Genomic DNA, 13,599 nt, shown 5'->3' with positions numbered 1-13,599 from the left:
CATTTTTAACTTATTTTATAAAAAAGAAATCAATAAAACTTTCTATTTATAAACTAAGGTTATTGCTTCTCTTAAGTCCCACAATAAATATCCAAAAAGATTTAAATTATTTAGCATCAAGTGGTTCCACTCCTTCTGGAGAACCTTCTTCTGAAAGCTGGATTTTTTCAACTTTAGCTTCAGCAACTCTTAAGAGTTTTTCACAATGCTTTTTAAGCGCTTCACCGCGTTCATAAATATCAATGGATTGTTCCAAAGGCACATCGCCACGTTCCAAATTTTCGACAATAACTTCAAGTTGCTTAAGCGCTTGCTCAAAGCTTAAGGTCGTAATATCCCCCTCTTGTATCTCTTTTTTCATATGAACCTCAAAAAATATCTGTTCTGGATATACGAACTCCAAAACCTTCCAAACCTACATAATGATGCTCTTTAGAAGCATAAACAATAACAGAGCCTATTCCTAAATATTTTAAAATTTGTGATCCTAAACCAATTTTGCGCCATTCTTCTTCGCGTTCAATCGCCTGCACATGGTTTTCTGAACTGTTTCTTGTCATGTTTTGAATACCAACAGTTGATTGTATAACAGATCCTTCACGCAAATAAATAAATACGCCACGTTTTTCTTTTTCCATCATACGCCGCATCATCACCATAATATCTGAAGTTTGACAAAAAACGTCACTTATAATGTTTTCATGATGTAAATGCACAGGAATATTCTCACCCTCACGGACATCACCAAAAACAATTGCAATATGCTGAACGACTTCCCAAGGGAGTTGATAACTTTGAACAATAGCGGGACCTACAGATGTTTCAATAAGCATTTCTCCAACATGCTTGATCAATATTTCCTTACGTTGGCGGTAAGAAATTAAATCTGCAACCGTTATAATATGCAACCGATGTTCTTGCGCAAATTTCATAATCTGATCGCCATGTTTAACGCTTCCATTATCATTGACTAATTCACCGATAACACCAACCGGCGGCAAATTAGATAATTTACATAAATCAACAGCGGCCTCCGTGTGACCTGAACGCATGAGCACCCCCCCTTCATGCGCAATTAAAGGAAAAACATGCCCTGGACGAACAAAATCATCCGCACTTGCATTTGAATTCGCAAGATTACGTACAGCTAATGTACGGTCATGCGCTGAAATTCCTGTTGTTATGCCGTGTTTAAAATCAACAGTAACCGTAAATTGCGTCCCATGTGCAGAGTTATTATCTGGTACCATAGGAGAAAGATTAAACCGTTTTGCTTCTTTTTTTGGCATAGGTGTGCACACAATACCTGTTGTGTGACGAAGAATAAACGCCATCTTTTCTTCTGTACAATGCGCTGCAGCAACAGTTAAATCACCCTCATTTTCACGGTCATCATCATCTGTCACCACAACAATTTCACCGCGTTCAAAAGCTTTAAGTGCAGAAACAATTTTTTTTTCATCATACGCCATTGTTCACCTTTTCAATCACCCAACTTGACCGCGATGTCTTAGATAATGGTCAGCAATAGCACAAGCAACCATCGCCTCACCAACAGGAACGGCACGAATCCCAACACATGGATCATGACGTCCCTTTGTTATAACGTCTATATCATGACCATCAACATCAATGGAACGACGAGGTGTTAAAATTGATGAAGTAGGCTTTACAGCAAAACGTGCAACAATTGGCTGTCCACTCGATATTCCCCCTAAAATACCACCAGCATGATTGGATAAAAAAAGCGGTTTTCCATCATTTCCCATTCGCATTTCATCGGCATTTTCTTCTCCCCTCAAGCGGGCTGCCGCAAAACCATCACCAATTTCCACACCTTTTACCGCATTAATCGACATAAGTAACGAGGCAATATCTTGATCAAGCTTTGCGTAAATAGGGGCTCCTAAACCTGCCGGAACATTTTCTGCAACGATCTCAACAACCGCACCAACAGATGTCCCCTCTTTACGGAGTTTACTGATATAGTCACTAAAAATGTGAACCATCTCTGCATCAGCTGTAAAAAAAGGATTATTATCAACCTCTGACCAATCCCAACGATCACGATTAATATTATGAGGACCAATTGCTATCACTGCTCCTCGTACAATCAAACCAGGAACGATTTTACGAGCAAATGCACCTGCTGCAACACGTGCTGCCGTCTCCCGTGCCGAAGCACGTCCCCCGCCTCGAAAATCACGAATGCCATATTTAATATCATAAGTATAATCCGCATGTCCTGGACGATACTGATGAGCAATTGCTCCATAATCTTGAGAGCGTTGATCTGTATTTCGAATCAACAGAGAAATTGGTGTACCTGTTGTCACCAATGTCGTTCCATCGTCTTGAACAACAACTCCTGAAAGGACCTCTACTTCATCTGGTTCTCGGCGCTGCGTTGTATATTTTGATTGTCCTGGCTTGCGTTTATCAAGATAAGCTTGAACTTCTTCAAGAGTAAAAATAATTCCAGGTGGACAACCATCAATGATACAACCAAGAGCAGCACCATGACTTTCACCCCATGTTGTTACACGAAACAAATGACCAAATGTATTATGCGACATGAAAAAAGATCCATTTCTCTGTCAAATATATACAACGATAACGTATGTTGTGTGCTATACACAAGACAACTCTTTTCTCCCAAATACTCTTGGACACCTTAAATTTGGTCAAATTACTGCTGTCTAATAAAATCTTATAAACCAAACTTTATTCTTTAACGACAGAAATGTCTGGTGCATCAACTGCCTTCATACCTATGATATTATAACCCGAATCGACATGATGGACTTCACCGGTAACAGAACGAGACAAATCTGAAAGAAAATAAAGCGCAGAATCACCAACCTCTTCAATTGTTACCGTACGACGTAATGGAGCATTATATTCATTCCATTTTAAAATATAACGAAAATCACCAATACCAGAAGCCGCTAACGTTTTAATTGGTCCAGCAGATATAGCATTAACACGAATATTTTGGGGACCTAAATCTACCGCTAAATATTTCACGCTCGCTTCAAGAGCGGCTTTGGCAACCCCCATTACATTATAATTGGGAACAACCTTTTCTGCACCATAATAGGTTAGTGTCAAGATTGAACCACCATCTGGCATCAATTTTTCTGCACGCTTCGTTAGAGCTGTTAGGGAATAAACGGAAATATTCATCGTCATCATAAAATTTGATTCGCTGATATCAATATAACGACCACTTAATTCATCTTTATCAGAAAAACCAATAGCATGAACTAAAAAATCAAGTTTTCCCCATTTCTTCTCTATTTCTCTAAAGACCGTATCAATAGAGACACTGTCAGAAACATCACAATGTCCACAAACAAATCCCTTTAATTCTTCAGCCAAAGGCTCGACACGCTTTTTCATTGCTTCACCCTGATAGGTAAAAGCAAGCTCTGCCCCTGCGCTACTTGCCGCTTTAGCGATTCCCCAAGCGATGGAGCGATTATTGGCCAACCCCAAAATTAAACCACGCTTACCGTACAATAAACCATTACCCTTAGCCATCAGCACTGCCCCATTGTTACTTAAAATTAGTATTATTCACCTGCCTATGACACAGGTCAACTTTTTCTTCAAGCAATTGGTTTAAAATCAAACAAAAACTACGCTTTTATATATAAAATTTTTAAAATTAATCTTGTTGCATTTGCAAAAACTGTTCTAGTGCGGCGGCATTTTCATCTCCCGGCAACATAATGCGAACATGCACATAAAGATCATCTCTTGTACCATTTTTTAAACGAAGCCCTTTCCCTTTCAACCGTAAAACGCGATCAGAACTTGACCACGCAGGAATCGTTAAAACCACACGCCCCTCCAACGTCTCAACTTCTTCTTTTGCTCCCAAAACAGCATGTTTAAGAGAAACTGGTAAATCAAGATGGAGTGCTTTTCCTTCAACCCGAAAACGAGGATGTTTTTGAATCTGAATGGTTATCAACGCATCTCCTGCTTGCCCGTGAGGTACCTCTTCTCCCTGACCTTTTAAACGAATAGTCTGTCCGTCTTCAATATAATCTGGAAGTTTAATTTTTAACTTTTTTCCATTTGGAAAAACAGCCTCCACCTTTTCTGCGCCAACCATCTGCTCTAATGTTATGGCAAGATTAGCACGAACATGTGCTCCTTGTTGGGGACGGTTATAGTGTGTGGAATTCGAAAAGCTACCTCCTCCTCCAAACAGATCCCGAAAAATATCACTCGCATCAAAACTTGCACCACCTGAAGAGGAAAAATCAAATCCCTTTGCTCTTCCTGAAAAGGGATTTTGTTTATTGCTAAAATTTTCACCAGCACCATAGGCTTGATAAAGCGGTTTTCCTTCCATATCAATTTCACCGCGGTCAAATTGTGCCTTTTTATCTTTATCACCTATAATTTCATAGGCTTGATTAATTTCAGCAAATTTCTCTTTAGCCTTTGTATCATCTTTATTATGGTCTGGATGATATTTCTTCGCTAATCTTCTAAATGCCGATTTAATCTCTTGCGATTTTGCGGTACGTGCCACACCCAGAATCGTGTAGGGATCACGCATATTGCCCTCTTTTCAATTTCTTCGTTTTCAAAATATCAACTGATACGTTGTTCAATATCCCTTATAGCTTCATTAGTCTATTCTAGAGAATAATTTCTTCTTTTCTCTTTATATGTCTATCAATAAACTAAAATACCAGATAAAATGAGACATTTATTTAATATAGCTCCTTGTAGTCTATGCTAAAGTAAAAAATAATTAAACTACCATAGAAATACACGATAGCATTGGCTTTTTGAAAATAAGAAAAAATAGTACTGTAACTTCTTGATGATCAAGTAAATGAGAAAATGCCTCACCCATGCTCACTGATATTTGGAGAAACTATGAGCACAAAAATACCAACAGATGATCATTTTATGAAAATGCAAAAACCTTTTGAACTTTTCGCAAAGTGGCTTGAAGAGGCAACGATAAGTGAAATAAATGATCCGAATGCTATGGCATTAGCAACAGTTGACGAAACAGGACTCCCTAATGTTCGTATGGTTCTCCTCAAAGACTACAGTCCCCAAGGATTCGTCTTCTATACCAATTATGAAAGCTGTAAAGGACAAGAAATTTTAAAATCAATGAAAGCATCCTTAGGTTTTCATTGGAAATCACTCCGTCGTCAAGTCAGAATTAGAGGAATCGTTGAAAAAGTAAGTCAACAGGAAGCCGATGCCTATTTCCAATCGCGACCACGTGGTAGTCGAATTGGTGCATGGGCCTCTAAACAATCTCAACCTTTAGACAATCGTTTTGTGCTCGAAAAAGCAATTGCTCAATATACTGCGCGTTATGCTCTAGGCAATATTCCACGACCACCTTATTGGTCTGGGTTTCGTGTTAAACCCCTTTCTATAGAGTTCTGGTGCGATCGCCCATTTCGTTTACATGATCGTTTGCTTTTTACACGGGATTGTGTTGAACACAGCGATTGGAAAAGACAAAAACTTTATCCCTAATCCTTCAAACTTCATCGTTATGAAGATTTTTTCTTCGCAACAATTAAACAAATATTTTTTATTCGAAAAATTCTAAAAGAAGATGATTTATTCTATTTAAATAGAAGAATTTTATTTTCACTGTAAAGGTTAATTGGTGATATTTTCTACTGTATTGCTTAAAAATAGATTAGCAACAAGCTTATTAAAAAAAACATACTGTATTCAGTAGAAACTATGATTTTAGCTAACTTATTTTTAGACCGCAGGATAAAATATCATCCATATACCCCCACATACTAAACCAGAAAAAATCACAAAACCAATAAGCGAATTAGATTTGAAAAGCCTGAGGCATTGTGAACTATCATCTATATCAATGACTTTAATTTGAATAAACATATGGATACTTGCCACAAAAATCCCCAAAAAACTAAGAACAGGGACTCCAGCTAAATAAAATGCTAGACTAACGAACATCACAAAACCACCATACAAAAATACTAAAGCACGCTTGGTTGCTTTACCAAAAAGAAGAGCCGTAGAACGGACACCAACAGTAACGTCATCTTCTTTATCTTGATGTGCGTAGATTGTGTCGTATCCTATGGTCCACAAAATTGATCCCACATAAAGCAAGATTGGTGCCCAGCTTAAACTTCCAAAGACAACAGCCCACCCCATTAATGCCCCCCAATTAAATGCAACGCCTAAAAAAAACTGCGGCCAATATGTTACGCGTTTCATAAAAGGATAAAATGCAACAGCTATCAATGACGAAATACCTAGAAAAAAACTAAACCTATTAAATTGTGATAAAACGACTAAACCAACAAAACATTGCACAAGGATAAAAACTCTCGCTTGAAACCGACTCACATGTCCTGTTGGCAATGGGCGAGAACGTGTCCTTTCTACCTGAGCATCAATTTTATGGTCAATAAGATCATTCCAAGTACATCCTGCCCCTCGCATAGCAATAGATCCCAGAAAAAAAAGAAAAAGATACCAAACCCAATGAAGAAACATTGATAAAAGAGTATCGTAATGCATGTTATAAGAGAAAAAAGCCATTGTTGTTGACCAAAAACAAGGCCACATCAACAATTGCCAACCGATAGGTCGATCCCAACGCGCCAATTGCGCATAAAACCATAAAGAACGGGGAAGGAAGCTGTAGACCCATTGTTTGGAAGATGCATCCATAACCCGTCCTTGGCTATCATAGGACTGAACATGCGCGATATTTTTATTTTTTTTCATCAAATGATTTACCTTTGGTCTTGCGATAGAGACATTTCATTCTTATGAGAAGAGGATGAGATTAATTATCTTTTATGAGAGGAGCAAGCAATGAATATTCTTCTTATTGGCTCAGGTGGACGAGAACATGCTTTAGCATGGAAAATAGCAGCATCACCACTGCTAACAAAGTTATATTGTGCTCCTGGAAATCCTGCAACAACAGAATTTGGTGAAAATATTAATTTGAACATTGATGACCATCCCCTTGTTATTGATTTTTGTAAGGCACATTCTATTGATCTTGTAATTGTAGGACCAGAAGCACCCTTGGTGGCGGGTATAACAGACTCTCTTAATAGCGCTAACATCTGTGTATTTGGTCCTACTCAAAAAGCTGCTCAACTAGAAGGTTCAAAAGCCTTTACAAAAGATTTATGTCGGAAGAATAACATTCCTACAGGAAGTTACCAATGCTTTAATGATGCCTCTAAAGCTAAAGCTTACATTCAGCAACAAGGTGTTCCCATTGTTATTAAAGCTGATGGCTTAGCAGCTGGCAAAGGTGTCGTGGTTGCAACAACTATGGAAGAAGCGTTTAACGCAGTTGATGCCTGCTTCAAAAGTACATTTGGAGATGCAGAAAACAAAATTGTTGTAGAATCTTTTCTTGAAGGTGAAGAAGCAAGCTTCTTCTGCCTTTGTGATGGTAAAGTTGCTCTTCCTTTTGGATCTGCTCAAGATCATAAACGTGTAGGTGATGGGGATACTGGAGCAAACACCGGTGGTATGGGTGCTTATTCACCAGCGCCCATCATGACCCAAGAAATAGTGAATCGTACTCTCAAAGAAATTGTTGAACCAGCTTTAAAAAGCATGAAAGAAATGGGTGCCCCCTTTAAAGGTATTCTCTTCGTCGGATTAATGATAACGCAAAAAGGACCCGAATTAATTGAATTTAACGTACGATTCGGTGATCCTGAATGTCAAGTTTTAATGATGCGCCTCAAAGATGATATTTTGCCAATTTTTCTTGCTGCAGCTCAAGGAAAACTTGAAAATCAGCCTCTTCGGTGGTCTGAAAAAACAGCTCTCACCGTTGTTATGGCTGCTAATGGTTATCCAGACTCTCCCCAAAAAGGTACTGTTATCCGTAACGTTGATCAAGTAAACACTCTTCTCGATGTGAAAGTTTTTCAAGCTGGTACAGTGTTGCGTGATGGAGAACTCATTGCAAATGGTGGACGTGTACTCAATATAACAGCAACAGGAAAAACGATTACCCATGCACAAAAACGTGCTTATGAAGCTGTTGATTGTATTGATTGGCCAGAAGGTTTTGTTCGTCGAGATATCGGATGGAGAGCCGTTGCGCGAGAAAATTAAATCCTTTGAATATTCTTTTTTTACGATTTTCTTATTTTATATAAGAGCATGATACAAAAATTTTCTCACTGTTTTACGTTGACCATAATTTTGAAAAAATGAGTGTGCTTTCCTTTGAACAATCAAATATTGTAAATAGGATATCTACTCATGATAAAATAGGAAAATTTTCTGAATCTGAAGATGTAATATAAAATAATCATTTTACTGTTGTCTTTACTTTAAACGCATTTTCTCATCATTTTTATAAACACTTTCTTTCTTATAAAATCCTGAGGAAAAACGTATATACTATCATTTCTTTTATTTATCGCGTTTTTAGTGAAATTCCGCTTTTACGAAAAATGAAATGCCCAAAAAAGATAGTTATGTTATTCACATACAAACTCTTAAACAATATCTCTCATGCTTATCATTCCCATTTTACGACACTACCTGCAAATAGTATAAATCCATTCTGCCAGCTTTCTGGAATAAAAATAAAAACCTATACCATCATTGTATTTTCCAATTCTCAATATTACGATAACCCTTTCTATCTAAATGATTTTGATTATAAAAGAGAGATGAAATAAGAATATTCTGCAATATTCAAAGCTTTCATTCAACATGAAGAAATGATTTATAAAAAAATTCAAAAACACTTCCAGTAATCTTCTGGTGTTTTTAATAATGTGGCAAAAACCCAAAATTATACCGCAAAAAAACAGTTTCTATTGTTATGAAAACCGTTTTTACCTCTCTGAAAAAAGCGTTTTACATCATCGATTCCTGCTGCCAATGTATGGTGTCAAAAAACTCTCATTTACAATCATTGACTTTCTCTTTGTTTTAAAGAACCAAAAGTCACACCAAATCCCGTCTGTAAAGGTCTGAATTCTCATTAATATGCTGCACTTACACAAAGACCTACAAGCAAACTTAAGAATATTCGCCATATCTTCTAAAAACACTTCATGTGTGAAGTTTACATGCCTTATGTTACCTCCCCAAACAACGATGTTTTACAGCACAACAAGATAAATGCTGACGGTAGTACAAAAATGAATGCATGTTAATTTACTGGAGTGCAATTCGATTCGCAATCACCAAACGCAAGCCTAACGGATTGCTATAACGAAGTAAAAAATGCTTTTGTTTAGAATGTGCTGTTGTACCAAAAAATCGATGTAAATCAGAACGATCTTTTACAACCAGAATGCGATTATCTTCATTGATCATAAGCATGGGAAGGCCATAAGTATCCGCCCATAACCGCCAATCCAGAAGAACATTATTCAAATCTCTGGAAACCAAAAGCGGTATACAAGCTTCCTCATCGGCATGAAGTAATTCTAATGCAACAGCTCTTTCTCCTGAACGCGTTTTTACGGTACGTGCTGCAATTCCTTGAAAATGATAAGGGGGTATTAAATGCGATAAGCTTGAAGGCATATCCGTTTTAAAAGAAACACCACGCTCATTTAACGAACAAATAACCTGATTACCCGTTTTGGATGAAAAATATGTCGTCGTTTGTGGCAAATGGCACGGATCTAACCGAAATTCAAGCACCGCTTTTGCCTGATTAAAGCATTGATTAGCCATATACATTATCCCAATTTATCTTAAATAACATACACCCTTTAGCAGCTTTTTCTCATTGGATTATTAAAAGTTTGAATAAAAAACAACTGGTTTCTTTTTTGGTTATTAAAATCTAAACAAAAATGCATGATCACCATTCTTGAATTATAATACTTTTCCAGGATTCATTATCCCTAAAGGATCGAACGTTTTTTTAATCCCTTGCATAATATCCAATGCGACAGGCGATTTAAAAGAACGAAGTTCTTCGCGCTTAAGCTGACCAATTCCATGCTCAGCAGAAAATGCACCTCTATAGTCCACCACTAAACTATGAATGCGATGATTCATTGTTGACCATAACTGCAAGAACACTGTCGTATCAGCTCCTACAGGTTGTGTAATATTATAATGTAAATTTCCATCGCCCATGTGTCCAAAACAAATCACCCGTGCTCCTGGAGCAATATCCTCAACAATAAGCGCTGCATCAGCAATAAAATCAGGAATAGAAGCAAGTGGGATTGCAATATCATGCTTAATGGACCCTCCTGCTAACTTTTGTGCTAATGATATACTTTCTCGTAATTGCCAAAAAAAATCTTGCTGTTTTAAAGATTGCGCAACAACTGCATCTTCTATCACCGCATTCTTTAAAGCTTCTTCTAAAATAGTACTCAATACCGATAACGCCTCATCATTGCCTTGCAACGATGAAATGTTCATTAATACATACCATTCATGTTTCCGCTGAAGAGGAGGCTTCTCACACATCTTATAATCTAAAGCCATTTGCAAACTGAGATTTCCCATGAGCTCAAAACCTGTCAACATCCCTCCTCCATACTCTTGAGCCAGAGATAAAAACTCTAAAGCCTTCGCCGGACTATATAATCCCACCAAAGCAACAGCTTTTCCTTTTATTTTTGGAAACATCTTCAAAACGGCTGCGGTTATAACACCCAATGTACCTTCTGCACCAATAAAAAGATCTTTTAAATCGTAACCGCTATTGTCTTTTTTAACAAAACGCAAATCATCTAAAATACGCCCATCCGGTAAAACAACTTCTAAACCAAGACAAAGATCACGCATATTGCCATAGGCTAAAACAGCTGTCCCTCCAGCATTCGACGAAAGATTTCCTCCTACTTGGCAAGAACCTTCAGATGCCAAAGAAAGAGGGAAAAAACGACCTGATTCATCCACTTTTTTCTGTAAATCCTGTAAAATAACACCAGCCTCTACAACAACAAAATTTCCTTCAATATTTATAGCTCTAATCTTATTTAATCGCTCCATGGATAAAAGAACGCCCTCTCCTCTTTCATCTGGTTGTTGTCCCCCCACAAGCCCTGTATTTCCACCCTGTGGCACAATCGGTGTGCGCGTTTTGCTCGCTAACTGCATAATCGATGAGACCTCTGCGCAAGAAGATGGACGTAAAAGTAAAGGTGTTTTTCCATGAAAAAGCCCACGCTCTTCAAGCAAATACGGTGCAATCAACGCTTGATCTGTTATAGCATGCTTAGCACCAACAATTTCCCTAAACCCTTCAATTAATTCCTGCTCCATGTTCATTTCTCCTTTGGAGCCGCAGCCCGTATAAGACGATCATTGATAGCCTCCCCTAATCCGTATAATGGAATAGGTTCTACTGCGATACATCTCACTTTAAATGAATCTAATTCCTTCATATATTGAAATAAATGAGAGGCTGCCTCTTCTAACTTTCCATCTTCGCTAAGGTTTAAAATAGAAACGGCATTTTCAGCCCCCATAACACGCTTTGAACCAAATGCTAAAAGCGCTTCACCATTTTCCACCTTTTCTACATTCAAACGAACCGTGGCATTGGGAGCATAATGCGACTTTAACATCCCAGGAGCTTCAATCGCCGCCCTTTGATCTATCCGTTTTAAAGGCTTCCCCACAACTTCTTCAATTTCATCAGCCGCAAGCCCCCCTGGACGCAAAAGATAAATATTTTCACCACAAATTTTAATAATCGTTGATTCCAGCCCTATTTTAGCAGGTCCTCCGTCCAATATCAAAGGAACAGATTCCCCCAAAGATGCAAAAACAGCCTCAGCTGAAGTAGGGCTAAGACGCCCCGATTGATTCGCACTAGGAGCAGCAAGTGGGCGGCCAAAATGTTGTACCACTTCCGCAAAACGACTGTCTGGAAAACGAACAGCCAAGGTATTCAAACCAGAGGTTGTTAAAGGATGGATATTATGCTGTTCCTTTAAAGGCAAAACCAATGTCAAAGGACCTGGCCAAAATTCCTCCATTAATTGGCGTGAAAGAAAGTCAATTTTAACATAACGTTCCGCCATTTCGATGCCGCTGACATGCGCAATAAGAGGATTAATTTGCGGACGACCCTTTGTAGAATAAATAGAAGAAATTGCTCTCCCATTGGTTGCATCGCCCGCTAATCCATAAACAGTTTCCGTTGGTAATGCTACTAACTTCCCTTGTTCAAGAAGCGCTATTGCCTCTCTTATCGAAGCACTATCGAGTGGTAGAATCGTCATGACACATCATTTCTATAACACTCTTTTAGTGATATTATGCTCTTTTTTATTCATATATCACATTGATTTATATGTTTTTTTAAGTATGGGGTTCATAAATAAAGGTTAGGGAATAGGATTTTCCAATATTCTTCTACAAAACATATCTTATTCTGCTAACTTTCTCTAATAATTTTTTGAATTTTGCTAAGTTCTCTTGTGAAAAGCTATTGTTGAAACTCTTGACATAGACTTAACGTACAGTACATTGTGCTACAATTGAATAGGGGATTTAGCAATGGGAAAAATTCAAGCCCGCATACCTGATCAAGTTCAAGAAATTGCAAGTGCAGTTATTAAGTCTACGGGTTTAACTGTATCGGATGTAGTACGCATGTTTATGACCCGCATTGCTAGAGATCGTACATTACCGCTTGGATCTTTCAACCAAATCCGGAAACATTACGAGCTATCGAGGATGTCGAAATGGGATGCGTCGAACGTACATTATTAGACAGCTTAAGGACCATGATACGCGAAGATAGAACCGAAATGCGTAAATCTGAAAAGAAAACCTAAGCTTGCTATATTGTCTATACGCGTTCATTCCGGTCTGACCTTAAACGTGAAAGCAAAGGTAGGTATGCTAATACACTAGAGAAGGATTTGCTGCTTTTGGTCAAAGCGTTAGCGGAGAATGAACCGCTAAAAGCGCATTGGAGAGATCATGCGCTAACAGGTCAATGGCGCAATTGTCGTGATTGTCATATCAAGCCAGATTTAGTTTTGATCTATCGAAAGCCGAATACCAAAACACTCGAGCTCTTACGACTTGGTTTGCATTCTGAACTACGCTTATGATTGGATCTCCAATTCATAGTAAAAAGAATTTTTCGAAGTTTTTGCTTGTATGACAGTTTTTCTAATTCTTTGAGAACCACTGCTTCAAATGAGCGAAGATGTTGTCTATCGCATCCATGAGGCATGCAAAATCAAGGATAAGCAAAAAAAGAAAAAATGCTATCCACTTCATCAAGCGAGACATCATTTTCACGCTTTGATAGGTGATGATCATTTCTTGAAGCATTTCTTTTTCTGCTTCTGTAAGCTCTGTGTATTTTTTGGATTTTTTTCTAACCATGTTTCCACCCACACAAGCGTTGACCCTGCTTGTTATGCTTTAAGATCTCTCTTGCTAAGTTTGAGCTAATGGTGTTCAGATCTTGCCGGCTTAAATAAATAGGTAACCAACCAACACAAGAAGAAACATATTTATTTGTCGCGCAACCAGTGTGTAATGCATTGATTTATAATGATAATATAGCGTTATTCATATTGAATTAGAATCCCGAATAACGTAAGATTCTCTCATTTCAAATCT

13 protein-coding genes and 1 pseudogene are annotated in these 13,599 nt (G+C 38.0%); 4 read left to right on the top strand and 10 right to left on the bottom strand.

All coding sequences use genetic code 11. The features are described from left to right. Nucleotides 1–106 precede the first annotated feature (106 nt). The 5 genes from ACFIJW_RS09385 to ACFIJW_RS09365 form a co-directional block, all read right to left on the bottom strand. Nucleotides 107–361: an exodeoxyribonuclease VII small subunit gene (locus ACFIJW_RS09385; protein ID WP_375618413.1), complete on the bottom strand. Its 255-nt coding sequence runs from the start codon at nt 359–361 to the stop codon at nt 107–109. Between the two features lie 7 nt (nt 362–368). Beyond that, nucleotides 369–1,472 (bottom strand): 3,4-dihydroxy-2-butanone-4-phosphate synthase, encoded by a 1,104-nt coding sequence (ribB, locus tag ACFIJW_RS09380; protein WP_375634217.1) that lies wholly within the window; start codon nt 1,470–1,472, stop codon nt 369–371. A gap of 15 nt (nt 1,473–1,487) precedes the next feature. Continuing rightward, nucleotides 1,488–2,576 (bottom strand): chorismate synthase, encoded by a 1,089-nt coding sequence (gene aroC / locus ACFIJW_RS09375; RefSeq protein ID WP_375634215.1) that lies wholly within the window; start codon nt 2,574–2,576, stop codon nt 1,488–1,490. 148 nt (nt 2,577–2,724) lie between these two features. Continuing rightward, nucleotides 2,725–3,543, bottom strand: coding sequence for an enoyl-ACP reductase FabI (gene fabI, locus ACFIJW_RS09370; protein ID WP_273787904.1), 819 nt, complete (start codon nt 3,541–3,543; stop codon nt 2,725–2,727). 127 nt (nt 3,544–3,670) lie between these two features. Continuing rightward, nucleotides 3,671–4,576, bottom strand: coding sequence for a DnaJ C-terminal domain-containing protein (locus tag ACFIJW_RS09365; protein WP_375634213.1), 906 nt, complete (start codon nt 4,574–4,576; stop codon nt 3,671–3,673). A 326-nt stretch (nt 4,577–4,902) separates the two neighbouring features. Here ACFIJW_RS09365 and pdxH point away from each other — a divergent pair, with 326 nt between their 5' ends. Then, nucleotides 4,903–5,526, top strand: a complete 624-nt coding sequence (gene pdxH / locus ACFIJW_RS09360; RefSeq protein WP_375611119.1) for a pyridoxamine 5'-phosphate oxidase — start codon at nt 4,903–4,905, stop codon at nt 5,524–5,526. Nucleotides 5,527–5,763: 237 nt separating this feature from the next. Here pdxH and ubiA read toward each other — a convergent pair whose 3' ends face one another. Then, nucleotides 5,764–6,768, bottom strand: coding sequence for a 4-hydroxybenzoate octaprenyltransferase (ubiA, locus tag ACFIJW_RS09355; protein ID WP_375634211.1), 1,005 nt, complete (start codon nt 6,766–6,768; stop codon nt 5,764–5,766). A gap of 90 nt (nt 6,769–6,858) precedes the next feature. On the opposite strand from ubiA, the gene purD reads away from it, so the two are divergent. Next, nucleotides 6,859–8,133, top strand: a complete 1,275-nt coding sequence (purD, locus tag ACFIJW_RS09350; protein ID WP_375634209.1) for a phosphoribosylamine--glycine ligase — start codon at nt 6,859–6,861, stop codon at nt 8,131–8,133. A 1,059-nt stretch (nt 8,134–9,192) separates the two neighbouring features. On the opposite strand, the gene ACFIJW_RS09345 is transcribed toward purD, so the two are convergent. The 3 genes from ACFIJW_RS09345 to ACFIJW_RS09335 all read right to left on the bottom strand — a co-directional run bounded on the left by ACFIJW_RS09345 (nt 9,193) and on the right by ACFIJW_RS09335 (nt 12,239). After that, a complete protein-coding gene (locus tag ACFIJW_RS09345; protein ID WP_375628324.1) occupies nt 9,193–9,720 on the bottom strand; it encodes a DUF6101 family protein in 528 nt (175 codons plus the stop codon). Between the two features lie 144 nt (nt 9,721–9,864). Further along, nucleotides 9,865–11,274, bottom strand: a complete 1,410-nt coding sequence (locus ACFIJW_RS09340; protein WP_375634207.1) for an FAD-binding oxidoreductase — start codon at nt 11,272–11,274, stop codon at nt 9,865–9,867. Nucleotides 11,275–11,276: 2 nt separating this feature from the next. Continuing rightward, the gene (locus ACFIJW_RS09335; protein ID WP_375620641.1) at nt 11,277–12,239 is read right to left on the bottom strand and encodes an L-threonylcarbamoyladenylate synthase; all 963 of its coding nucleotides are present in this window, start codon (nt 12,237–12,239) and stop codon (nt 11,277–11,279) included. Nucleotides 12,240–12,516: 277 nt separating this feature from the next. On the opposite strand from ACFIJW_RS09335, the pseudogene ACFIJW_RS09330 reads away from it, so the two are divergent. Then, nucleotides 12,517–12,797: pseudogene (locus ACFIJW_RS09330) on the top strand (type II toxin-antitoxin system RelB/DinJ family antitoxin). Between the two features lie 9 nt (nt 12,798–12,806). Next, nucleotides 12,807–13,079, top strand: coding sequence for a type II toxin-antitoxin system YafQ family toxin (locus ACFIJW_RS09325; protein WP_375634310.1), 273 nt, complete (start codon nt 12,807–12,809; stop codon nt 13,077–13,079). Between the two features lie 61 nt (nt 13,080–13,140). Here ACFIJW_RS09325 and ACFIJW_RS09320 read toward each other — a convergent pair whose 3' ends face one another. Beyond that, on the bottom strand, nt 13,141–13,359 hold the full coding sequence (locus tag ACFIJW_RS09320) for a hypothetical protein (RefSeq protein WP_375634205.1): 219 nt from the start codon (nt 13,357–13,359) through the stop codon (nt 13,141–13,143). Nucleotides 13,360–13,599 lie beyond the last annotated feature (240 nt).

This window comes from Bartonella sp. MM97QHHN (assembly GCF_042194285.1).
GTDB lineage: Bacteria > Pseudomonadota > Alphaproteobacteria > Rhizobiales > Rhizobiaceae > Bartonella.
Note: the sequence above shows the minus strand (reverse complement) of the source record. Positions and strands in the feature narration are given on the sequence as shown.

What these genes read in the sequence shown, in the direction of transcription:
- ACFIJW_RS09365 (WP_375634213.1), bottom strand. Translation starts at nt 4,576, where the DNA reads ATGCGTGATCCCTACACGATTCTGGGTGTGGCACGTACCGCAAAATCG.
- ACFIJW_RS09345 (WP_375628324.1), bottom strand. Translation starts at nt 9,720, where the DNA reads ATGGCTAATCAATGCTTTAATCAGGCAAAAGCGGTGCTTGAATTTCGG.
- ribB (WP_375634217.1), bottom strand. Translation starts at nt 1,472, where the DNA reads ATGGCGTATGATGAAAAAAAAATTGTTTCTGCACTTAAAGCTTTTGAA.
- fabI (WP_273787904.1), bottom strand. Translation starts at nt 3,543, where the DNA reads ATGGCTAAGGGTAATGGTTTATTGTACGGTAAGCGTGGTTTAATTTTG.
- ACFIJW_RS09335 (WP_375620641.1), bottom strand. Translation starts at nt 12,239, where the DNA reads ATGACGATTCTACCACTCGATAGTGCTTCGATAAGAGAGGCAATAGCG.
- purD (WP_375634209.1), top strand. Translation starts at nt 6,859, where the DNA reads ATGAATATTCTTCTTATTGGCTCAGGTGGACGAGAACATGCTTTAGCA.
- ACFIJW_RS09320 (WP_375634205.1), bottom strand. Translation starts at nt 13,359, where the DNA reads ATGGTTAGAAAAAAATCCAAAAAATACACAGAGCTTACAGAAGCAGAA.
- ubiA (WP_375634211.1), bottom strand. Translation starts at nt 6,768, where the DNA reads ATGAAAAAAAATAAAAATATCGCGCATGTTCAGTCCTATGATAGCCAA.
- ACFIJW_RS09340 (WP_375634207.1), bottom strand. Translation starts at nt 11,274, where the DNA reads ATGGAGCAGGAATTAATTGAAGGGTTTAGGGAAATTGTTGGTGCTAAG.
- ACFIJW_RS09385 (WP_375618413.1), bottom strand. Translation starts at nt 361, where the DNA reads ATGAAAAAAGAGATACAAGAGGGGGATATTACGACCTTAAGCTTTGAG.
- pdxH (WP_375611119.1), top strand. Translation starts at nt 4,903, where the DNA reads ATGAGCACAAAAATACCAACAGATGATCATTTTATGAAAATGCAAAAA.
- aroC (WP_375634215.1), bottom strand. Translation starts at nt 2,576, where the DNA reads ATGTCGCATAATACATTTGGTCATTTGTTTCGTGTAACAACATGGGGT.